Raw genomic sequence first — 22414 nt, forward strand, 5'->3', positions numbered from 1 at the left:
TATTTTCTATCTATAATGTAGTTAAATGTTATAAAACAAAGGGTTTAACAGTTGAGAGTTGGCGTTCGGTTTTGTCTTTCCACTTTTTTTTATTACTTTTGCGAGTTAGCCGACCTGTTCGGCTATTTTAATAAAAATCCCTAAACCACACGATATACATAAAGATATGGACGACGAGATAAGAGACAATGAAGAAATGAGTGAGAAGGACGAGCAGACACTTGAAGGCAACGTTCCTGACGACGCTGAAGGCAAAGAAGCCGACGGCGAGTCAGCTCCTACGCAGCACTCCGACTATAAGCCGGTGAACCGTTTCGACGCATCCGCCGTACATCATCTCAGCGGAATGTATCAGAACTGGTTTCTCGACTACGCCTCCTACGTAATTCTTGAGCGTGCCGTCCCCCACATCGAGGACGGTCTGAAACCTGTGCAACGACGCATTCTCCACTCTATGAAGCGCATGGACGACGGTCGCTTCAACAAGGTGGCTAACATCGTGGGACACACCATGCAGTTCCATCCGCACGGCGACGCTTCCATCGGTGACGCTCTCGTGCAGATGGGACAGAAGGATCTGCTGGTGGACTGTCAGGGTAACTGGGGTAACATACTTACCGGCGACCGCGCCGCCGCACCGCGTTACATCGAGGCACGACTCTCCAAGTTTGCGCTCGACGTGGTGTTCAATCCCAAAACCACTCTCTGGCAACTCTCTTACGACGGACGAAACAAGGAGCCTATCACGCTTCCTGCAAAGTTTCCGCTCCTTCTTGCACAAGGCGCGGAGGGCATTGCCGTGGGCCTCAGCTCGAAGATTCTGCCGCATAACCTCGTGGAAATCTGCGACGCAGCCATACATTACCTGCGCGGCGAGGACTTCCAACTCTTCCCAGACTTCCCCACAGGCGGATCCATTGACGTGGCACGCTACAACGACGGTCAGCGCGGAGGCATGGTGAAGGTGAGGGCTAAGATAGAGAAGCTCGACTCGAAGACCATCGTCATACGCGAGATTCCGTTCTCAAAGACCACCACCACGCTCATCGACTCCATACTGAAAGCCATCGACAAGGGAAAGATAAAGGCAAAAAAGGTGGACGACAATACGGCTGCAGAGGTGGAAATCCAGGTGCATCTCGCTCCTGGCGTATCCTCAGACAAGACCATTGACGCTCTCTACGCATTCTCTGACTGCGAGATAAACATATCGCCCAACTGCTGTGTGATTGAGGACAACAAGCCTTGCTTCCTCACTGTCAGCGACGTGCTGCGCCATTCCACCGACTCGACGATGGGACTGCTGCGCCGCGAGCTTGAGATTCGCAAGTCGGAACTGGAGGAACAGCTTTTCTTCTCGTCATTGGAGCGCATCTTCATAGAGGAACGAATATATAAGGAGAAGAAGTTCGAGCAGGCGAAATCGCAGGACGAGGTGGTCAGCTTCATCGCTCAGAAGCTCGAACCGTTCAAGAACCAGACATTCAAAGTGCCGTCAAAGCGCACCGACGCCGACGGCAATACGGAGCAGGTGATGGTGGAATACGCCTTCCATCGCGACATCACACGCGACGACATCCTGCGCCTGCTCGAGATAAAGATGCAGCGCATCCTCAAGTATAACAAGGACAAGGCGGACGAACTCATGGCGCGTATCAAGGCTGAACTCGCCGACATTGAGAACGACCTCCAGCACATGACCGACGTTACGATACGCTGGTTTGAATACATACGCGACAAGTATGGCAAAGACCATCCGCGCCGCACCGAGATAAAGAGCTTCGACACCATCGAGGCGGCAAAGGTGGTGGAAGCCAACCAGAAGCTGTATATAAACCGTCAGGAAGGTTTCATCGGAACCGGACTGAAGAAGGACGAGTTCGTATGCAACTGTTCTGACATCGACGACATCATCGTGTTCTTCAAGGACGGCAAGTATAAGATGGTGAAGGCGGCTGACAAGATATTCGTGGGCAAGAACATCCTGCACGTGCAGGTGTTCAAGCGCAATGACAAGCGAACCATCTACAACGTGGTTTATCGCGACGGAAAGGGCGGCGCATGCTTCATCAAGCGCTTCTTCGTGCCCACAATGACCGTGGGCAAGGACTATGACTGCACGCAGGGCACACCGGGTTCGCGCATACTCTACTTCACTGCCAACCCCAACGGAGAGGCTGAAATCATCAAGGTGACGCTCGAAGCCAACCCGCGCCTGAAGAAGATATTCATCGAGAAAGACTTCTCCGAGATAGGCATCAAGGGACGCACGTCGAAGGGCAACCTCGTGACACGCAACCCCGTGCATCGCATCGGACTGAAGAGTCACGGCCATTCCACATTGGGAGGCCGCAAGGTGTGGTACGATGCCGATGTCAACCGACTGAACTATGACGAGCACGGACGACTCTTGGGCGAGTTCTATGACGACGACGCAATACTCGTGGTACTGGACGACGCCACCTACTACACGTCTTCGTTCGACGTTAACAACCACTACGAGGACAACATACGCATCATCGAGAAGTGGAATCCGAACAAGGTATGGACTGCCGTGCTCTATGACGCCGACAATGACAACAATCTCTACATCAAGCGTTTCCGCATGGAGGCGATAAAGCGTCCGCAGAGTTATCTCGGCGAGAACGATAACAACCGTCTAGTATTGCTTACCGACACGCCGTTCCCGCGCATAGAAGTGAGCTTGGCTCCTGCCAAGGCTCCCGACGGAACCGAACAGCCGCGACAGCCCATCATCGTTGACGCGGAGGAGTTTATCGGCGTGAAGGGATATAAGGCGAAGGGCAAGCGTGTCACCACGCTGGACGTAACGGACGTGAAGGAGCTGGAACCGACACGACAGCCCGAGCCAGAACCGGAAGACGACAAAGAGGAGCGTCATGACGACACACCGCAGGAGAATCTCGACCCCGATGCAGGCAAGAGCCAGCAGCAGGTGATTGACGAGATGACCGGACAGCTCCGCCTCTTCTCCGACGAAGAAGACATGTAGGACTATAAATATATATAATGTAGTGCTATGAACATAATCAGGACCATACTGGCGGTGGCTGTCATTCTGCTGACAGCCACGCCACCAGCCAAAGCCGAGTCGCCGGAGAAGCGCAAGACCACCTCGCTGCTTCTCGGCGTAGGCCATACCAACATCCTCGACACATATCTCTCGCCGGAGAAATACAACGGCATCAACCTTACGCTCGTCTCACACACCATGCGTGAGAACGCCTCATCGTGGGCACGAACCATACACCACGAGGGCAACATAGCCTTCGCGGACAACCGTTCGGGCAACGGTGGCGAGATGGCTGGCTCATACACGTTCCGCTATGCCATGCTCCACAAGTGGCGCTTAGGCATAGGACGACGCACGCTGAGAGTGATGGCGGGTGGCGCCGTCAACACCAATCTCGGCTTCGTATATAACACCCGCAACGGCAACAATCCAGCCAACGCACGCTTCTCGCTCGACATAGGACCGATTGTGGCGTTCGACCTGCCTCTTGGCGCACCCGGACATTTCCGCGGAGTGTCAATAAGCCCCGGCGACTGCGCCCACTATCCAGCCGTTATCCGCTATGAGGCGTCGGTTCCGCTTGCAGGACTGATGTTCTCGCCCAACTACGGACAGACTTACTACGAGATATTCACGCAAGGCAATTATGACCATAACGTCGTGCCCACCACCATCGGTTCCACGCCGTCATTCCGACAGATGCTCACCGTTGACTTCCGTCTGGCACGCACCACGTGGCGCATCGGATATCTCGGAACCATAGAGCAGGCACACGTCAACAACCTCAAGCAACACACTTACACGCACTCGCTCGTGATAGGCTTCGTAAAGAAGTTCAACTGGAAGCCTATCAGATAAACAAAGTCGTCAAACGTACGGTATTTCAGGCGGAACGCTGAGTATTTCTCGGCGTTCACTGATTATATTTCATTATTATGTAATACATCTCTAACTTTGTAAATGGAATATACAATGACCACACACATGAACTACCGCAAGGAACACATTATCTATACATCCATCTGGCTTTTGCTATACCTATCGCCACTGGCGAGTCTGTATATGCGTATGTCGTCAAATCCCAACATCGCTTTTTCATGGCATGAGATCATTAACGCATGGGAGTTTAATACCGTCTGGCTTGTGCTGATGATCATCCATAACTTCCTGCTGCTGCCCATCCTTATCCTTAAGCGCCGCACGTGGCAATACCTGATATTGGCTTCGGCGCTGCTAATCTCATGCACATTCGCCTCTTACCTTATCCGCCCCGCCGGACCGAGATGCTACGATATGGATAAGAGGATGGAGATGAGCGACTGCAACTATTATATATGCGGCGAGTCTGACTCGTGCCATGCTCCCGGACTGTGCCAGAAAATGGAGCACGACCCTAAGGAGGACATGTGCCGCAAGCCTATACACGGCGGGAAACCTTTCCCCAGACCAAGATATAATCCCGAAGAACTGCGCCCCATCAATCCCATACCGATGCTCGGACCGGGAGAGGCTGTGGCGTTCTTCGGAGGACTGATGCTCATGGGCATGAACCTCGGCGTAAAACTTTACTTCAAGACGCAGGAAGACCGCGAACAGCGGGAGCGACTGGAGAAGCAAGACCTTGAGCGACAACTCGAATATCTGCGTTATCAGGTCAATCCCCATTTCTTCATGAACACCCTGAACAACATCCACGCACTCGTCGACATCAATCCTGAACGAGCCAAGACCACCATCGTGGAGCTATCGAAGATGATGCGTTACATCCTCTATGAGGGCGACAAGAAGCTCATCCCCGTACAGCGCGAGGCGCTGTTTCTGAAGAACTACATCGAGCTGATGCGCCTACGCTATTCCAGCCGCGTGAGCATCAATCTTGACATACCCGAGATGATGCCGGACGTGATGCTGCCACCGCTGCTGCTCATCATCTTCGTGGAGAACGCTTTCAAGCACGGCGTCAGCTATGCCGCACCGTCGTTTATAGACATCAAGGTGGAGGTGGACCAGAAGAAGCTGAAGTTCAGATGCCGAAACAGCCGACAGGAACAGAAGCCGGACGAGAAGAAAAAGAAGGGAGGCGTGGGACTTGCCAATGCACGCCGCCGACTTGACCTGCTGTTCCCCAATCAGTACAACCTCGATATAAAGGAGAACGACAAGGAATACGACGTGCAGCTCGAAATTCCGCTAAGCAAGAACAACAGCTAAACAAACACCAAACACATCATATATATGATCAGAACTCTCGTTATCGACGACGAACCGCTCGCCCTGCAACAGCTGGCAGCTTACGTCGGAAAGATACCATACCTCACTCTCGTCGGCGAATGCCAGAGCGCCCTTGAAGCACGCGACATCATAGCACGCGAGCAGATTGACGCCATATTCATCGACATCAACATGCCTGACCTTAACGGCATGGACTTCGTGCGATCGCTCGCAGCACCGCCCATCGTGGTGTTCACCACCGCCTACTCAGAGTATGCCATCGACGGATATAAGGTGGACGCCGCCGACTACCTGCTCAAGCCGTTCTCATTGGACGACTTCCGCAAGGCGGCACAGCGCGTAAAGCGACGTTACGACATGGAGATGGCGGCTGACCTGTCACTTCCGCCAGCCGATGCGCCCACAGAAGAGAAGCCCTTGCATGACGACGACACCATCTTCCTCAAGACCGAACACCGCGTAGTGCGTGTCAACATTGCGGACATACGCTACGTGGAGGGAATGTCCGAATACCTAAAGGTGCACCTCGAGAACGAGCGCCCCATCATCATGCTCCTAAGCATGAAGAAGATGGAGGAACGCCTGCCCTCCTCTTTCGTACGCATCCACCGATCATACATCGTCAACATGAAGAAGGTGAAGGAGGTGACAAAGAACCGAATAGTGATGGACGCCGACACCTATCTGCCCATCGGCGACATATATAAGGAATCACTCACAAGCTACCTCGCAGACAAATACTTGGGAAGATAAAAAAAACTCCTAATTCCTAATTCGGACGCCTTCCCGTCCGCTATGCAAATATTGTACAAAGAGTAAAAACCTGTTACAAAATAAAAATTGATTATAGAGTTCCGGTTTGCTGTTTTTTCGGTATTTTGCTGCACAAACAGCACCCACACCATACGATAGAGCCACTTTTACACTACGATAGTGCCACTATTAGAGTGTAAAAGTGGCTCTATTGCATGATAAAAGTGGCACTATTAGAGTGTAAAAGTGGCGCTATTGCAACCAATGATGCTTGTTTGGCTCCGCTATTCATTGCACATTTCTTTCCACAACCGTATAACCAGCTACACATCAACGCATTATCGCTGCACGCTCAAAACTCAAGAATTTCGCACCAAAGATTTTGTTGTGCGCTGAGCTCATAGTATTGAGCATCAGAAATGCAAATATTGTATTCGGCAAATACCTTTATACACAAAAAAATAAGCTATTAAGGAACGATTGAGCGTATTTTGTTATTGCATATATAAAATAAGTAAAAAAAGATGTGTAAATTTGCCGTAAGAATGAAGAAGACAGGATATAACACACTATAATAAACTGAAAGAAATATGAAATACCTCAAGACAGTAAGCCATCTGCTGCAACTTGTGATGACTCCGCTGCGCAGCAACTGGGCGTTCTTCACGTTCATATACCTGCTTGGATGTATATGTGCATGGGTGACGCTACCTGACGCACGCGGTGCGAAACTGTACGACAACCTATATCCGGAACTCTTCCTTGACGTATACGTACTTGCCACGATACTGACGATACTGCCAAGAAGAGTGAAGCCTTGGATAAGAGGATTCTTTTATTTTGTGCTCTATACAGCAGCCGTCGTGGATGTCTACTGCTTCGTAAAGTTCCAGTCGACGCTAACGCCCACCATGCTGCTGCTCGTAGGCGAGACCGACTCAAGGGAGGCGGGCGAGTTCATACGCTCATGCGTGTCACCTGACATTCTTATGAGCGGCGTGGGATGGGTGTTGCTGCTCATGGCTGTGCACATTCTTACAGCCATAAAGCTGCGCTTCCCCCACTTCGTGCCGCGCAACTGGTGTAGGCTGGTACGGTCAATCCTCGTGCAGTCGCGCTTCTTTCTCCATCGTGTCCGCCACGTAACGGAGTTTGCTGTTCTGGCGTTGCTCGTCTTCTCCATCGTTATTAGTGCGCACAACAAGGCTGCCACCTTGAAGCTGATGACAGGAAAGACCATCGGCGACGTGGAGCACACGCTGACGGAGAAAGACCATGCCGTGCTCTATCAGCCCATCTACCGACTCGTGTTCAGCATTTACGCCAATACGCTGACCGCCAAGCAGGTGGACAAGCTCATTGCTACAGCCGACAAGGTGAGAGTGGACTCATGCTCGTTCACATCGCCAAACATCGTGCTCATCATCGGCGAGAGCTACAACCGCCACCACTCGTCGCAGTACGGCTACGTGATGCCTACCGCACCGAGGCAGACCAAGCTGGAACACAAGGGACGACTCGTCAAGTACACGGACGTGGTAAGCCCGTGGAACCTCACCAGCTTCGTATTCAAGCATATCTTCTCGCTCTACACCGTAGGCGACAAGGGAGAATGGTGTGACTATCCGCTCTTCCCCGAACTGTTCAGAAAGGCCGGCTATCACGTCACGTTCATCACCAATCAGTTCCTGCCAAAGGCGAAGGAGGCGGTGTACGACTTCAGCGGCGGCTTCTTCCTCAACAATCCGAAGCTCAGCGCGGCTCAGTTCGACACACGCAACACCGAACTCCACCAGTACGACGAGGGTCTGCTGGAAGACTATGACAAGCTGCAGTCGCAGAACACAGAGAACAACCTCATCATCTTCCATCTCCTCGGACAGCACGTGGCTTACCGCCAACGCTCGCCGAAGGACCGAAAGAAATTCAAGGGAGACGACTATAAGGAACTGAAGCCGGGACTCAACGCGAGAGAGCGTCAGATTCTGGCTGACTACGACAACGCCGTGCTCTATAACGACTCCATCGTGACGGAGATAGTGAAGAAGTTCGAGAACAAGGACGCCATCGTCATCTACGTGCCCGACCATGGCGAGGAATGCTACGAGGGCGACATGCACTTCTTCTGCCGTATGCACTCGGCAAAGGTGGACGCACGTCTGGCTCACGCCGAGTTTGACATCCCGATGTGGATATGGTGCTCACGCAAATACATCAGACAGCGCCCCGAGATATTCCGCGAGGTGATGGCATCCCGCAACAAGAGATATATGACGGACGCCCTTCCGCACATGCTGCTCTATCTTGCCGGCATCAGCTGCCCGGAATATAAGGACCGCCTCAACCTGCTCTCGCCGGCGTATGACGAGACCAGACCGCGCATCCTGAAAAACTCTGCCGACTACGACAAGCTGAAGTAAGAGGCATAATAAGGACAACAAAGACAAGAAACAAGAAAAGACAACATAACAGACAACAATATCAACATGGACAAACCATTACTCTCGCGCACGGAATGCGCCGCTCTCAGAGGACTTGCCATCATCGGCATCTTCCTCCACAACTATTGCCACTGGCTGGGAATGGCTGTAAAGGAGAACGAATACACCTTCACCATGTCAAAGAGCTCGCAGCTCATGCAGGTGATAGCTTCGCCGGACATCTATCTGCCCGTACACCTCGTGTCCTTCTTCGGACATTACGGCGTGCCGGTGTTCCTCTTCCTCTCGGCTTACGGACTGGTTATGAAGTACGAGAACCGCGGTTCGCAGAAGCCGTCGCCGAAGCAGACCGCCGTCATACCGTTCCTCTCCCATCACTTCACGAAGCTCTTCAAGATGATGATAGTGGGCTACGTGATCTTCACGATGGTGGACGCCATAACGCCCGGACCTCACAAATACCAAGTGATGGACATCATCAGCCAGATGTTTATGTTCAACAACGTGATGCCCGACCCTGACCACATCATCTGGCCCGGACCCTACTGGTTCTTCGGACTGATGATGCAGCTCTACATCGTCTATCGTCTGCTGCTGTGGCGCCGCGGCGACATCTTCCCGCTGCTGCTCATCGTGGCGTGCTGGGCATTGCAGGCGTTCTGCGATCCCGAGGGCGACACGCTCAACCGCATCCGCTACAACTTCATGGGTGGCGTGCTGCCGTTCTGCGCCGGACTGCTCTTCGCACGACGCGGCAAGCAGATGAGTCGCGGATTCCTGACCACGCAGACCGTCATATCCATAGCTCTCGTGTTCTTCTTCAGCTTCAACTTCCAGACATGGCTGTGGGCTCCGCTCTTCGTCTGCACGGCTTCCGTAGGCATAGCTAAGCTTACGCCGGCAAGGATAAACAAATGGATAGCATGGGTGGGCAACATATCGGCAGCCCTCTTCGTGCTCCATCCCGTCACACGCAAGATATTCATCCCCATATCGCGCCACGGCGACATCTACACCGGACTGCTCCTCTACATCATTGCGTCCATCGCCCTCGCATGGTTCTATCATAACTTCTCGAAGCTGCGCGCAGAAAAAAAATAGGAGTTAGGAATTAATTCAAAATTCAGAAAGAATGCTTATACCCGATATCGAACTGAAGAACATTTCGCGCTACAGAGCCGAACAGATGGGAGCTGCCATGCTCTTCGTCATCCTCTTCCACGTGGCGCTCGACCGTGGCGACCCGTTCTACGGGTTGCGACGTTGCGGCAACGTGGGTGTAGACATATTCCTGTTCCTTAGTGGCGTAGGACTATGGTTTGCATGGAGCAAGAATCAGGACATCCTGCATTTCTATAGACGACGCCTGCTGCGCATCTTGCCCACATGGCTGGTGTGCGCCACGGCGTTCTATCTGCCTGACTATCTCGGTCCGAGGAAGTTCTCACGGTCGCTTGTCGACCTTATCGGCGACATAACCATCAACTGGGACTTCTGGCTGCACGACGAACTGACGTTCTGGTATGTGCCAGCCATTATGCTTCTCTATCTGCTTGCACCGCTCTACATGAAGCTGATATCGCGCCACAGCGAATACAGATGGACACCGGTGCTGATGATAGTATGGTGCATAATGGTGCAATGGGTGCTGCCCATCCATCATGCCGTGGGACATCTCGAGATATTCTGGAGCCGCGTCCCGATATTCTTCATCGGCATCAACTGCGGCGAAATGGTACGAACCGAACGGCGCATCGAGGGCAGCGCGGTGTGGATGCTCCTCCTCGCCTTCGCCATGACCTTCGGCACAAGCCTCTATCTTGAGCAGGAAAGGCACGGCATGTTCCCGCTCTTCGTGGAGAGAATGCTCTACATCCCCTTCACCATCTGCTCCGTTCTGCTCATGAACCGCATCTTCCGCCGCACGCCGCAATGGGTGAACCGCTCGTTCCGCTTCGTCGGAGCATTGAGTCTGGAGGCATATCTCATCCACATCCACTTCGTCCTCGTCTACATCGAGCCACACCACCTCGGCTACTGGCCTACGTTCCTTGCAACGGTGGCGATAACGCTGCCCATAGCATGGGTGCTCCAGTGGATAGTGACCAAGTTGCCCGCAATGATAATGAAAAGGAAAAACCAATAGGAACCCCCTAAAACTCCATAACTATGATAAAGAACATACTAAGACTGACGCGTCCGAAACAATGGATAAAGAACTTCTTTGTCTTCATTCCGATGTTCTTCGGAGGCGAACTCTTCGACCTTCACTCAATATGGCTCGCCACCATCACATTCGTGGCGTTCAGCCTCACGGCATCGTCCATCTATTGCTACAACGACATTGTGGACGTGGATGCCGACCGTTGCCATCCCGTTAAGTGCCTGCGCCCAATAGCATCGGGTGCCCTCTCCATCCGTATGGGCTACATACTGATGACGGTTTGCTTCCTCCTTTCAATGGCTGTGCTTATGGCGCTGCCGCCTGAAGTGATGAGTCCGGTCATGGCGGTCATCGTCTTCTATTATATCCTCAATCTCTCTTACTGCTCCAAGCTCAAGCAGTTTGCCATCCTCGACGTGTGCATCGTGGCGTTCGGCTTCGTGCTGCGCATCCTTGCCGGAGGCTTCGCTTGCGAGTTGGCGCTGTCAAGCTGGATTGTCATCATGACCTTCCTCCTCACGCTCTTCATGTCGTTCGCCAAAAGAAGGGATGACGTACTGAGGATGAACGAGACGGGAGAGGCTCCGCGTAAGAACACCGTGCGCTACAATCTTACGTTCATCAATCAAGCCATCACCATAACAGCCTCCGTAACGCTCGTCTGCTACATCATGTACTGCGTTTCGCCGGAAGTGGTGGAGCGATTCCAGACGCCTTACCTATATCTGACGTTTGTCTTCGTTCTGCTCGGACTGCTGCGCTACATCCAGATAGCCGTGGTGGACAAGAAGAGCGGCGACCCTACGAAGGTGATTCTGAAAGACCATTTCTCACAAGTGATTGTCATAGCATGGATACTGACCTTCCTGCTTATGATTTACGTCATATAAGATCAGAGCAGAAGTTTTTCTTAACATGCTATACGTTGAGGTTATCTTACCATTACCACTCGAAGGTGTCTTCACTTACTCCGTGCCTGACATAATGGCGGAAAAGGTGAAGATGGGGGTACGTGTGCTCGTTCCGCTGGGAAAGTCGAAGACTTACACGGCTATGGCGGTAAGGACACACTCGCAGAAGCCCGACTTCCAGACGCGCGACATCCTTCAGGTGATTGACGCCGAACCGGTGTTGCTGGAGAAACAGCTGAAGCTGTGGCAATGGATAGCCACGTACTATATGGCACCGTTGGGGGATGTCTTTAAGGCGGCGTTGCCAGCCGGACTGAAGGCGGAAGAGAACTATAAGCCGCGAACCGTGCGGTGCGTGACGTTGGCTGAGAACCTTCGCACGGAGCCTTCCATGCAGCTCGCCATGTCTATTCTCGCACGAGCCTTGAAGCAGCAGCAGACCTTCGCCACTTACCTGCATCTCTCGCATTGGGACGAAACGGACGGCGAGACGCCGCCACAACACATCGAAGAGATTGCGTGCGACGAACTGCTTAACGCAGCACACGCCTCGGACGCCGTGCTCCGACAGCTTATCAACCGTCGCTTCCTGACTGTCTATCAGCGTGAGGTGGGACGACTGAACACCACGGGCGAGGCTCATCCCGAGAACATCCTTCCGCTCAGCGAGGCGCAGCAGGACGCAATGAATCAGATAAGGACGGAGTTTATGCGTCATAACGTGGTGCTCTTCCACGGCGTGACGTCAAGCGGAAAGACGGAGATATACATCCATCTCATCCAGAGAATGCTGGACGAGGGCAAGCAAGTGCTCTATCTGCTGCCCGAGATAGCTCTGACGGTGCAGATGACGGAAAGACTGAAGCGTGTGTTCGGATCGCGATTGGGCATCTATCACTCGCGTTACAGCGACGCAGAACGTGTGGAGATATGGAAGAAGCAGTTGTCTGACAATCCTTACGACATCATTCTGGGCGCACGCAGCGCCGTCTTCCTGCCTTTTACGCGCCTCGGCATGGTGATAGTGGACGAGGAACACGAGACTTCCTTCAAGCAGCAAGACCCGGCTCCACGCTATCATGCACGCTCGGCAGCTATTATGCTTGCCCGAATGTACGAAGGGGCACACGTGCTTTTAGGCACCGCCACGCCCTCAATGGAGAGCTTCTATAACGCCTCAACGGGCAAGTACGGCTACGTGAAGCTTACCACACGATTCCGCGACGTGGCTCTACCGGAGATACGAGTGGTGGACGTGAAGGACCTTTACAGACGAAAGATGATGAAGGGACCGTTCTCCATGGAACTGCTCAATGCTATACGGGCTGCTCTGAAAGCCAAGAAGCAGGTGATTCTGTTCCAGAACCGGCGTGGATTTGCACCTATGGTGGAATGTCGTGTATGCGGTTGGGTGCCGAAATGCAAGAACTGTGACGTGTCATTGACTTACCATCGCTCGCAGAACCTGCTGACCTGCCACTACTGCGGTTTCACTTACGCCGTGCCAAAGCAATGTCCCAACTGCGAGAGCACCGAGCTCACGGGGCGCGGATATGGCACGGAGAAGATAGAAGACCGCGTAAGAGAACTCTTCCCCGGAGCAAGAATAGCCCGAATGGACCTTGACACTACGCGTTCCACCGGGGCATATAGCCGCATCATCGGCGACTTCTCGTCCGGTAGGACCGACATTCTTATCGGTACGCAGATGATATCGAAGGGACTTGACTTCGGCAATGTGGCTGTCGTGGGCATCCTCAATGCCGACACAATGCTCAACTATCCCGACTTCCGTGCATACGAGCATGCCTTCATGATGCTCTCGCAAGTGAGCGGAAGAGCAGGACGAAGGGGCGACCGCGGACTGGTGATTCTGCAGACAAAGAGTGCCGACCTGCCCGTCATACGTCAGGTGGTTGACAATGATTTCGCGGGATTCGCACACGATCTGCTTGAGGAAAGACGCATGTTTCATTATCCTCCCTACTGGCGGTTGGTGTATGTGTTCCTCCGCCATCGCGACGAACACACCGTTGAGTCGGCTGCCATCGAGATGGCATCGCGCCTAAGGCAGTCGTTTGCCGACCGCGTGCTCGGACCGGACAAGCCTTCCGTGGCAAGAGTGAAGACGGAGAACATAAGAAAGATAGTACTGAAACTGGAGAACGGCATCGACCTCAATCTCGCAAGACAACTGATGAGGGAGGCACGTGAAGGACTGCTAAGCGACAAGCACTACGCCGCCATGAACGTATACTTCGATGTTGACCCGTTATAAGAAAAACGGCTGTATATGATCCTAAAGCGAATCGTATACAGCCGTTTTTATTATATTATATAATGTGCAACCAGCGCAGCACGTCGTTCAGATTTGCCACCAGCATTAAGAGCATTAGCAAGCCGATGCCGATGTATTCAGCCCAAATCATGAAGTTCTCCGAAGGCTTGCGGCGTGTTATCATCTCGTAGAGGAGGAACAATACGTGTCCGCCGTCGAGAGCCGGGATGGGGAGGATGTTCATGAAGGCGAGGATGATGCTGAGGAATGCGGTGAGAAGCCAGAAGCGGTGCCAGTTCCATGTGTCGGGGAACATGCTGCCGATGGCTCCGAAACCTCCGAGCGACTTGGCGCCATCAGCGCTGAAGAGATACTTCATGTCGCCTACATATCCAGAGAGGACGTTACATCCGTACTTGATACCTGCCGGGAAGCTCTCGAAGAAGCCGTAGCTTACATGCGTAACCTTATTGTCGGGCATTGTCGGAGTGAAACCGAACTTGAGGTTCTCCTTCTCATTGTCTGAAGTCTTGAGTATGCCCTTGGTCTTTATGGTGCAGAGCTTGCCGCCGGCATTACGCTCAAGAATGAGGCTTACACTGAGTGCCTTAACGCTGTCAGCGTGTGTCTTGGCACCTGCAAGCATGTCGCTCACGCGTCCTACCTCGAAGTTGAAGTCGTTGAACGAACCGATTGCCTTGCCGTTGACGGCTACGATGCGGTCGCCCTTTCTCATTCCCATGTGCTCAGCAAGCATGCCGGGAACTACGCTGTCAACGCGAGCCTCAACAAGGGGAGCCACGAAAGGCGGCACCGACTTGAACATCTGCAGCAGATCGAGATCGCCGGGCATGTCCACAGTCATCTGCTTGCCGCCACGCAGAACGTAAGCCTGACGTGCAGTAGCCAAATCGCGGAACATATCAGCACCGAAACTCTTGAATTCGCCCTGGTCTGTTCCTACGAGGATGTCGCCGTCGCGGAATCCGAGAGCCTTAGCCTCCTGGCTGAACTTCATGCCGAGCTTCATGTCCTTGGTCTTCACATAATCGTCGCCCCAAGTGAAAAGACACATGGCGTAAATGAAGAGAGCGAGAAAGAAGTTGACCAGCACGCCACCTATCATAATAAAGAGACGCTGCCAAGCCGGCTTCGACCGAAACTCCCACGACTCTGCGGGCTTAGCCATCTGTTCCTTGTCGAACGATTCGTCTATCATGCCCGATATCTTGCAGTAACCGCCGAGGGGCAGCCAGCCAATGCCGTAGCGTGTTTCGCTGTTCTTCGGCTTAAACTCGAAGAGGTGGAACCAGGGGTCGAAGAACAGATAGAACTTCTCCACTCTTACGCCGAAGAGCTTGGAGAAGAAGAAGTGTCCGCCCTCATGCAGTAGCACCAACAGCGAGATGGCCATCATAAACTGCAGGACCTTTAACAGAAAAATTTCCATGAAAATTCTTTAGTGTTTATTTGTTTTAATTGTTTTTTATTCTTACTTATCCCAGCATCTCTGCTGCTATGCGGCGCGCCTCTGCGTCCGTAGCCACATAATCGTCGTATGTGGGCTTTGTTATGAATGTGGCCTTCTGCATGGTAGCCTCGATGATGTCTGCCATCTGGAGGAAACCGCAGCGGTCATGACGGAACGCCTCGTTGACAATCTCGTTGGCGGCGTTCACCACGCACGGCATATTGCCACCCTGACGTATCGCCTCATAAGCCATAGCAAGGCATCTGAACTTCTTCATGTCAGGCTCGAAGAACTCGAGGGGCTGCTTGAAAAGGTCCAGTCGCGGAGCGTTAAGCGAAAGGCGGTCAGGATAAGAGAAGGCATACTGGATGGGGAGGCGCATGTCTGGAACGCCGAGCTGAGCCTTCACGCCACCGTCAGCAAACTGCACGGCGCTGTGTACGATTGACTGCGGATGGACAAGCACCTGTATCTTGTCAGCCTCCACGCCGAAGAGCCACTTCGCCTCTATCACCTCAAAGCCCTTGTTCATCATCGAAGCCGAGTCGATGGTTATCTTGGCTCCCATGTCCCACGTGGGATGCTTGAGGGCGTCGGCAGCCTTCACGTCAGCCATCTGCTCCAGCGTGAACTTGCGGAAGGGACCTCCCGAAGCCGTGAGCAGGATTTTCTCTATCTCGTTGTTGCCCTCACCCACCAAGCTCTGGAAGATGGCAGAGTGTTCGCTGTCAACGGGAAGGATGTTTACGTTATACTGTGTGGCAAGGCGGCATATCAGTTCGCCAGCCACGACGAGCGTCTCCTTGTTGGCAAGGCAGATGGTCTTGCGGGCACGGATGGCATGGATGGTCGGCGAAAGACCGGCATATCCCACCATCGCCGTGAGCACCATGTCCACGGGTCCGGCCTCAACTATCTCGTCCAAAGCCTGCGCTCCTGCATACACCTTTATGTCGGGCATGTCAGCGAGCAGCGCCTTGAGGTTCTCGTAATAGTCCTTATTGGCTATAACGACAGCGGCAGGTCTGAACTTGCGTGCCTGCTGGGCAAGCATCTCGTAGCGATTGTTTGCCGTGAGGCAATACACCTCATAAAGGTCGCTATGCTGTTCTATAACATCCAGGGCCTGTGTGCCGATACTACCGGTGGAGCCAAGGATACATATCTGTTTCTTCATAAATACTCTTTTTATTGTCTTTAAAGGGAAAGCAATCCTTCCGGCAGATTCATCTCAATGATGCGTTCCTCGGTGTTGATGTCGCTTATCAGCTCGTCCGTAGCGGGGATGAGCAGGTCGTCGCCTTCGGGTGTGACCAGCTCGAAGAGCGTGTTGATGGTGGAGTCGTCCACGGAATGTATCTCGCCGACCACCTTTCCTGTTTCCGCGTCGCGCACGCTGAAGCCCACAATCTGCGCCCATGAGAGCTGACCGTCGTCCGCTTCGGCATGCTCACGGGGGAAATAGACCTCAGCTCCTGTTAGCTGACGTGCCTGTTCCTGCGTGGTGAAGTCGCAGAACTTGACGAGAGCCGTCTCGTCGTTCTTGAATCTGTATTCGTCCATGAAGAACGGCACGAGTATGCCGTCAACGTCAAGGATGAGGTATTCGGCGTCTGTACGGTCGAAGACGTCGTCGTCGAAGTGGAACGACACCTCGCCGTCCACACCGTGCGGCTTGCCGATGCGTCCGATGCGATAGACTGTTTCTTTACGTATCATCAGTCTCTCTCCCTTCTTATATGTGCTCCGAGAGCATTGAGACGTGCCTCAATGTCCTCATAACCACGGTCAATCTGTGCGATGTTGTCAATGCGGCTGGTGCCCTTGGCGCCGAGAGCGGCAATGAGCAGCGCTATGCCCGCTCTGATGTCGGGGCTGGTCATGCGTCCGCCTCTGAGCTGCTTCTTGTTGTCGTGTCCGACGATAACGCAGCGATGCGGGTCGCAGAGGATGATCTGCGCTCCCATGTCGATGAGCTTGTCCACGAAGAAGAGGCGGCTCTCGAACATTTTCTGATGCACGAGTACGGATCCTCTCGCCTGTGTTGCCACTACGATGAGGACAGACAGCAGGTCAGGCGTCAGTCCGGGCCACGGCGCGTCGGCAAGGGTCATGATGGTGCCGTCGATGAACGAGTCAACCACGTAGTGCGGCTGCTTCGGGATGACGAGGTCGTCGCCCTCCTGCTTAATCTTGACACCAAGCCGACGGAAAGCATCGGGGATGACACCGAGTTCTCTTACGGCGCAGTCCTTGATGCGGATGCCTTCTCCCACCATTGCCGCCATACCGATGAACGATCCCACCTCTATCATGTCGGGCAGGATGCGGTGCTCGGCACCGTGCAGACTCTTTACGCCGACGATGGTGATAAGGTTGGAGGCGATGCCGGAGATGTTCGCACCCATAGAGTTGAGCAAGTGGCACAACTGCTGGATGTAAGGTTCGCAGGCAGCATTATATATTGTGGTGGTGCCCTCGGCGAAGACAGACGCCATGATGATGTTGGCGGTTCCAGTAACCGAAGCCTCATCGAGGAGCATATACGTGCCCTTCAGATGCTTTGCCTCGATGGTGAACACCTTGCGCTCGTCGTCGCTGATGAACTTCGCCCCGAGATTCTTGAATCCGAGGAAGTGGGTGTCCAGTCTGCGGCGACCAATCTTGTCGCCGCCCGGCTCTGCCACCGAAGCCTTGCCGAAGCGTCCGAGCAGCGGACCCATAAGGAGCACGCTGCCTCTGAGAGCTGAGCACTTTCTGATGTATTCGTCGCTGGAGAGGAATCCGAGGTCAATCTGGTCCGCCTGGAAGGTGAACACGCCCTTTCTCTCCGACGTAACCTTTACGCCGATGTCCTTGAGGAGTTGTATGAGGTTGTTGACGTCGAGGATGTCCGGCACGTTAGAGATGGTAACCGGCTCGCTCGTAAGCAGCGTAGCCGAAATCACCTCCAGCGCCTCGTTCTTCGCTCCCTGCGGCGTAATGGTTCCCGAGAGCGGATGTCCTCCTTCAATGATAAACGATTCCATAGGCTGATGTTAGTTTTTTCTTCTGCGTTGTTTCTTCTCGTTGTTGCGCGGCTGCGGCATCTCCGTACGGTCAAACTTGAACGTGGAGAGGTCGAGTTCCACGGTGCCGTGGGTATAGTTGGCAATGTCCGACGCCACCTTCTCGTTGTCGCTCGAACCGTGTCCCCACTGCATGAGGTCACGCTTCATCTGGTTGGCGGCAAGGCGGATAAGCTCGTTGCGCTCCGCTCCTTCGGGAAGAGTCTTGAGTTTGTCGAATATCTCGAACATCATGTTGCCGTAATGTCTTACGGGGATGCGCTTCATGGGATATGCCATGGGCTTGGGCTTCTCCATCATGTGGTGAGCCTGGCTGATGTCGAAGGGATAGTCGATGTCCAGACGGAATCCGCTCATCAGCGCCAGGTGGTCCCATAGCTTGTGGCGATACTCCTTGGCATCGCCCACACGCGGCTTCATGCGCTCCATGATGGCCACGATGGACTCTGCGCAGCGCTGGCGCTCCTGTCGGTCCTTGAGGTCCATACAGTAGTCAACCATCGATTGCACCTCACGTCCATACTCCGGCAGGACGAGTTGCTCACGCTGGGTGTTATAGTCCAGTCCTTTTATTTTCATTCTATATGGGTTGTTTTTTTATTGCGAAATAATAATTGAACTTTCGAAAGTTCAGAAGTTAATGGTATTAAAGAAGTATGCTTAGAGCAGCTTCTTCGATTCCTTTGCCACGAAGTCCTTCAGATAGAACGGCACGAAGTAAGCCACATCCTCATACTTCTCCTGCGCAATGCGACGCTCCGCGATGGGGAACATCCACTTTGCAAGCGGCTCCACGCCCTTGATGAGGCGGGCGTTGGGATGATTGATGGTCTCCATGCACTTCTCCGCTCCGTTGCCGAAGAAGTAGACGGGTCCGCGGTCGAGGTATTCGCGGTAAGTGTCGGCGTCCACTACGTCTGCCTGCACCTGCCTTACTTCACGCAGAGAGCGGTCGTAAATGGCGGAATAGACCTCCATGCGGCGGGCGTCAATCATCGGGCAGAGCAGGGCGCCCTCCTCCACCTCCTCGCGCAACAGCACGGGCACAGCCATCAGCTCCAGCGTGGGCACGGAGATGAGCTTGAGGTCCTGACCGAAGCAGATGCCCTTAGCCATCGACACGCCGATGCGCAGGCCGGTGTACGAACCCGGTCCACAGCTTACTGCCACAGCGTCAAGCGGAATGGCGTGCGAGTCGGCAAAGGACATTGCCTCGTCAACAAAAACGCCAAGCTTTACGGCATGGTTAGGACCCTCATGACTTTCCTGTGAAAAAATGCAAGCACCGTCCTGACTGACGGATACCGAGCACACATCTGTGCTCGTCTCAATATTTAAAATACACGACATGCTAAAAATTATAATTTTACAATTACAAAAATACAACTTTTCGCTCAAAGTCAACCCATTTGTGCCGTTTAAATTCATGTTCGGGCGTATTTTCATCCTCATAGGGGGATTTTCGGAAAATAATAAGTACATTTGCACTTTGGTAAAACGCCAAACCATATACTTTAACATCAAGCATAAACACTTACATTAAGACAATATGATACTATCAATGACGGGCTACGGCAAATCTGTCGCAACCTACAAAGGAAAGAAAATCAACGTCGAGATAAAGTCGCTTAACAGCAAGGCTCTCGACCTGTCAACACGCATCGCACCGCTCTACCGCGAGAAGGAAATGGAGATACGCCAGACCATCCAGGCACGCGTAATCCGCGGAAAGGTGGACTTCGCCATCTGGGTGGAAAAGGATGCGGACGCAGACGCTACGACCGTGAACGCCGCACTCGTCAACAACTACTACACACAGCTTCGCGCCATCTCCGAACAGTACGGCATACCCGAACCGCAGGACTGGTTTCAGACGCTTCTCCGCATGCCGGACGTAACCTCAAAGACTGAGGCTGAGACGCTTACGGACGAGGAATGGGACGTGGTGCGCGGCGCTGTGGACGACGCCATCACGCATCTCGTAGACTTCCGTACGCAGGAAGGCGCTGCCCTTGAGAAGAAGTTCGGCGAGAAGGTGGACAACATACAGCACCTGCTGGAGAGCATCGAGCCGTACGAGAAGTCGAGAGTGGAGAAAATCCGCGCACGCATCGTGGAAGGACTCAAATCCATCCCCGACGTGGAGTACGACAAGAACCGCCTGGAGCAGGAGCTTATCTATTACATCGAGAAGCTGGACATCAGCGAGGAGAAGCAGCGCCTCGCCAACCATCTCCGCTACTTCCGCGAGACAATGGCGGAAGGACACGGACAGGGCAAGAAGCTCGGATTCATCGCGCAGGAGATGGGACGTGAGATAAACACAACCGGATCGAAGAGCAACAACGCCGAGATGCAGAACATCGTGGTGAAGATGAAGGACGAACTGGAGCAGATAAAGGAACAGGTGCTGAACGCGCTGTAAAATTCGTAATTTCTAATTCAAATATGGGTAAACTTATCATTTTCTCCGCTCCAAGCGGCAGCGGCAAGAGCACAATCATAGGCCGTCTGATGCAGCGTCCCGAACTGCATCTCGCATTCTCAATTTCATGCACGTCGCGTGCGCCCCGTGGCACGGAGCAGAACGGCGTGGAGTATTTCTTCCTCTCTCCCGAGGAGTTCCGCCAGCGCATCGAGAAGGGCGACTTCCTTGAGTATGAGGAGGTTTATCAGGACCGCTTCTATGGCACGCTGAAGGAGCAGGTGGAGGTGCAGGCAGCCCGCGGCGAGAACGTCGTATTCGACGTGGACGTAAAGGGCGGACGCAACATCAAGGAGTTTTACGGCGACCGTGCGCTCAGCATCTTCGTTCAGCCGCCATCTATTGACGAGCTGCGCCGCCGTCTCGTTGGACGCGCCACGGACGCTCCGGAGGTAATAGAACAGCGCATCGCACGCGCTGAGTTCGAACTGTCGCAGGCTCCCTACTTCGACCGCGTTATCATCAACGACGACCTCGACCGCGCCGTGGAGGACACTTACGCCGCCATCAAGGAGTTTATCGAGAAATAAAAACTCACACGCATGGACAAGATAAAGACCGGCATCTACGGCGGTTCTTTCAATCCCATACACAACGGACACATCGCCATAGCCCGCAAGATGACTGAACTTGCGGGGCTTGACGAGGTGTGGCTGGTGGTGTCGCCGCAGAATCCGCTGAAGGAGCGTGGCGACCTCCTGGACGACCGCCTCCGTCTGGAGATGACCCGCAAGGCGCTCGCCCCCTACCCCAAGCTGAAAGCCAGCGACTTCGAGTTCGCCCTGCCGCGTCCTTCATATATGTGGAACACGCTGCAGGCGCTCTCCGCCGCCCACCCCGACCGCGAGTTCACGCTCCTCATAGGAGCCGACAACTGGGAGGTGTTCAGCCGTTGGTATCATTACGAAGACATCATCGCCCACTACCCCATCGCCATCTATCCGCGCACGGGTAGCGACATCGACGTCACCACACTTCCCCCGACCGTCCGCCTCTTCAACACCGGACTCTATGACATCAGCAGCACGCTCGTCCGCAACACCATAAAAGCAGGTGGCGACATCTCCTCGCTTGTGCCGAAGGAGATAGTAAGGATGGCGGAGGAATGCTATGCAAATATCGTCTAAAGAGTAAAAACCTGTTACAAAATAAAAATCGGTTTTAGAGATTTTGCGAGCCGTTTTTCTGCTGTTTTGTTGCGTTTGTGACACCCTGATTTATCAATACAGCCTCTTTTGTACTCCAATAGTAACCCTATGAGAGTGCAAAAGAGGCTGTATTGCATGACAACAGTGGCTGTATTGGAGTGTAAAAGAGGCTCTATAGCAACCCTATGAGTAGAGTGTTCAAAATTTAGATATAAATCTGACATAAAAAGTGCAAGAATTCAGCTCGTTAAGTTGCTGACATTTAACACTTTATATTGCGAAATAGTTCTTTGAAAAGTTGCATAACTCGTTGATTTTTAGTAACTTTACATAAATAAAGCATATGAAGGTTATGAAAAAGTCAGCCCAAGATAGAGAAATAGAAAAGCTTAAAAAGCAGGTGGAAAAACTCAAGAAAGAGAAAGAATC

18 protein-coding genes are annotated in these 22414 nt (G+C 53.2%); 12 read left to right on the top strand and 6 right to left on the bottom strand.

Going from position 1 to position 22414, the window contains the following annotated elements; genetic code table 11:
* Positions 1 to 166 precede the first annotated feature (166 nt).
* From CHL74_RS03470 to priA, 9 genes are all read left to right on the top strand, one after another.
* Positions 167 to 3013: a DNA gyrase/topoisomerase IV subunit A gene (locus CHL74_RS03470; RefSeq protein WP_094879769.1), complete on the top strand. Its 2847-nt coding sequence runs from the start codon at positions 167 to 169 to the stop codon at positions 3011 to 3013.
* Positions 3014 to 3040: 27 nt separating this feature from the next.
* A complete protein-coding gene (locus CHL74_RS03475; protein ID WP_094879771.1) occupies positions 3041 to 3892 on the top strand; it encodes a DUF3316 domain-containing protein in 852 nt (283 codons plus the stop codon).
* Between the two features lie 102 nt (positions 3893 to 3994).
* Positions 3995 to 5245, top strand: a complete 1251-nt coding sequence (locus CHL74_RS03480; protein WP_094879773.1) for a sensor histidine kinase — start codon at positions 3995 to 3997, stop codon at positions 5243 to 5245.
* A 24-nt stretch (positions 5246 to 5269) separates the two neighbouring features.
* Complete coding sequence (locus CHL74_RS03485; protein WP_094879775.1) at positions 5270 to 6019, top strand: LytR/AlgR family response regulator transcription factor; 750 nt, start codon at positions 5270 to 5272, stop codon at positions 6017 to 6019.
* Positions 6020 to 6609: 590 nt separating this feature from the next.
* Complete coding sequence (locus CHL74_RS03490; protein ID WP_094879776.1) at positions 6610 to 8439, top strand: phosphoethanolamine transferase; 1830 nt, start codon at positions 6610 to 6612, stop codon at positions 8437 to 8439.
* Positions 8440 to 8505: 66 nt separating this feature from the next.
* Positions 8506 to 9561, top strand: coding sequence for an acyltransferase family protein (locus CHL74_RS03495; RefSeq protein WP_094879777.1), 1056 nt, complete (start codon positions 8506 to 8508; stop codon positions 9559 to 9561).
* A gap of 31 nt (positions 9562 to 9592) precedes the next feature.
* Entirely contained in the window at positions 9593 to 10606 is a 1014-nt protein-coding gene (locus tag CHL74_RS03500; RefSeq protein WP_094879778.1) for an acyltransferase family protein, read from the top strand.
* A gap of 23 nt (positions 10607 to 10629) precedes the next feature.
* Complete coding sequence (locus CHL74_RS03505) at positions 10630 to 11514, top strand: decaprenyl-phosphate phosphoribosyltransferase (RefSeq protein WP_176452159.1); 885 nt, start codon at positions 10630 to 10632, stop codon at positions 11512 to 11514.
* 25 nt (positions 11515 to 11539) lie between these two features.
* Complete coding sequence (gene priA, locus CHL74_RS03510) at positions 11540 to 13813, top strand: replication restart helicase PriA (RefSeq protein ID WP_094879779.1); 2274 nt, start codon at positions 11540 to 11542, stop codon at positions 13811 to 13813.
* A 55-nt stretch (positions 13814 to 13868) separates the two neighbouring features.
* On the opposite strand, the gene rseP is transcribed toward priA, so the two are convergent.
* From rseP to tsaB, 6 genes are all read right to left on the bottom strand, one after another.
* On the bottom strand, positions 13869 to 15263 hold the full coding sequence (gene rseP, locus CHL74_RS03515; protein ID WP_094879780.1) for an RIP metalloprotease RseP: 1395 nt from the start codon (positions 15261 to 15263) through the stop codon (positions 13869 to 13871).
* Between the two features lie 46 nt (positions 15264 to 15309).
* Positions 15310 to 16461: a 1-deoxy-D-xylulose-5-phosphate reductoisomerase gene (locus tag CHL74_RS03520; protein ID WP_094879781.1), complete on the bottom strand. Its 1152-nt coding sequence runs from the start codon at positions 16459 to 16461 to the stop codon at positions 15310 to 15312.
* A 20-nt stretch (positions 16462 to 16481) separates the two neighbouring features.
* Positions 16482 to 17003 carry a ribosome maturation factor RimM gene (gene rimM, locus CHL74_RS03525; RefSeq protein WP_094879782.1) on the bottom strand — a complete coding sequence of 174 codons (522 nt, stop codon included), beginning with the start codon at positions 17001 to 17003 and terminating at the stop codon, positions 16482 to 16484.
* A complete protein-coding gene (gene murA / locus CHL74_RS03530; RefSeq protein WP_094879783.1) occupies positions 17003 to 18313 on the bottom strand; it encodes a UDP-N-acetylglucosamine 1-carboxyvinyltransferase in 1311 nt (436 codons plus the stop codon). The genes rimM and murA overlap by 1 nt, the downstream gene beginning before the upstream one ends.
* Positions 18314 to 18322: 9 nt before the next feature.
* A complete protein-coding gene (locus CHL74_RS03535) occupies positions 18323 to 18931 on the bottom strand; it encodes a DUF4290 domain-containing protein (protein ID WP_094879784.1) in 609 nt (202 codons plus the stop codon).
* Between the two features lie 81 nt (positions 18932 to 19012).
* Positions 19013 to 19702, bottom strand: a complete 690-nt coding sequence (gene tsaB / locus CHL74_RS03540; protein WP_094879785.1) for a tRNA (adenosine(37)-N6)-threonylcarbamoyltransferase complex dimerization subunit type 1 TsaB — start codon at positions 19700 to 19702, stop codon at positions 19013 to 19015.
* A 199-nt stretch (positions 19703 to 19901) separates the two neighbouring features.
* Here tsaB and CHL74_RS03550 point away from each other — a divergent pair, with 199 nt between their 5' ends.
* The 3 genes from CHL74_RS03550 to nadD are packed head-to-tail and all read left to right on the top strand — an operon-like array spanning position 19902 to position 21964.
* Positions 19902 to 20777, top strand: coding sequence for a YicC/YloC family endoribonuclease (locus CHL74_RS03550; RefSeq protein WP_094879787.1), 876 nt, complete (start codon positions 19902 to 19904; stop codon positions 20775 to 20777).
* A 23-nt stretch (positions 20778 to 20800) separates the two neighbouring features.
* Entirely contained in the window at positions 20801 to 21367 is a 567-nt protein-coding gene (gene gmk, locus CHL74_RS03555; RefSeq protein WP_094879788.1) for a guanylate kinase, read from the top strand.
* Positions 21368 to 21379: 12 nt separating this feature from the next.
* The gene (gene nadD / locus CHL74_RS03560; protein ID WP_094879789.1) at positions 21380 to 21964 is read left to right on the top strand and encodes a nicotinate (nicotinamide) nucleotide adenylyltransferase; all 585 of its coding nucleotides are present in this window, start codon (positions 21380 to 21382) and stop codon (positions 21962 to 21964) included.
* The last annotated feature ends 450 nt before the right edge of the window (positions 21965 to 22414 follow it).

Origin of the sequence: Prevotella sp. 885, from assembly GCF_002265625.1 — a bacterium.
GTDB lineage: Bacteria > Bacteroidota > Bacteroidia > Bacteroidales > Bacteroidaceae > Prevotella.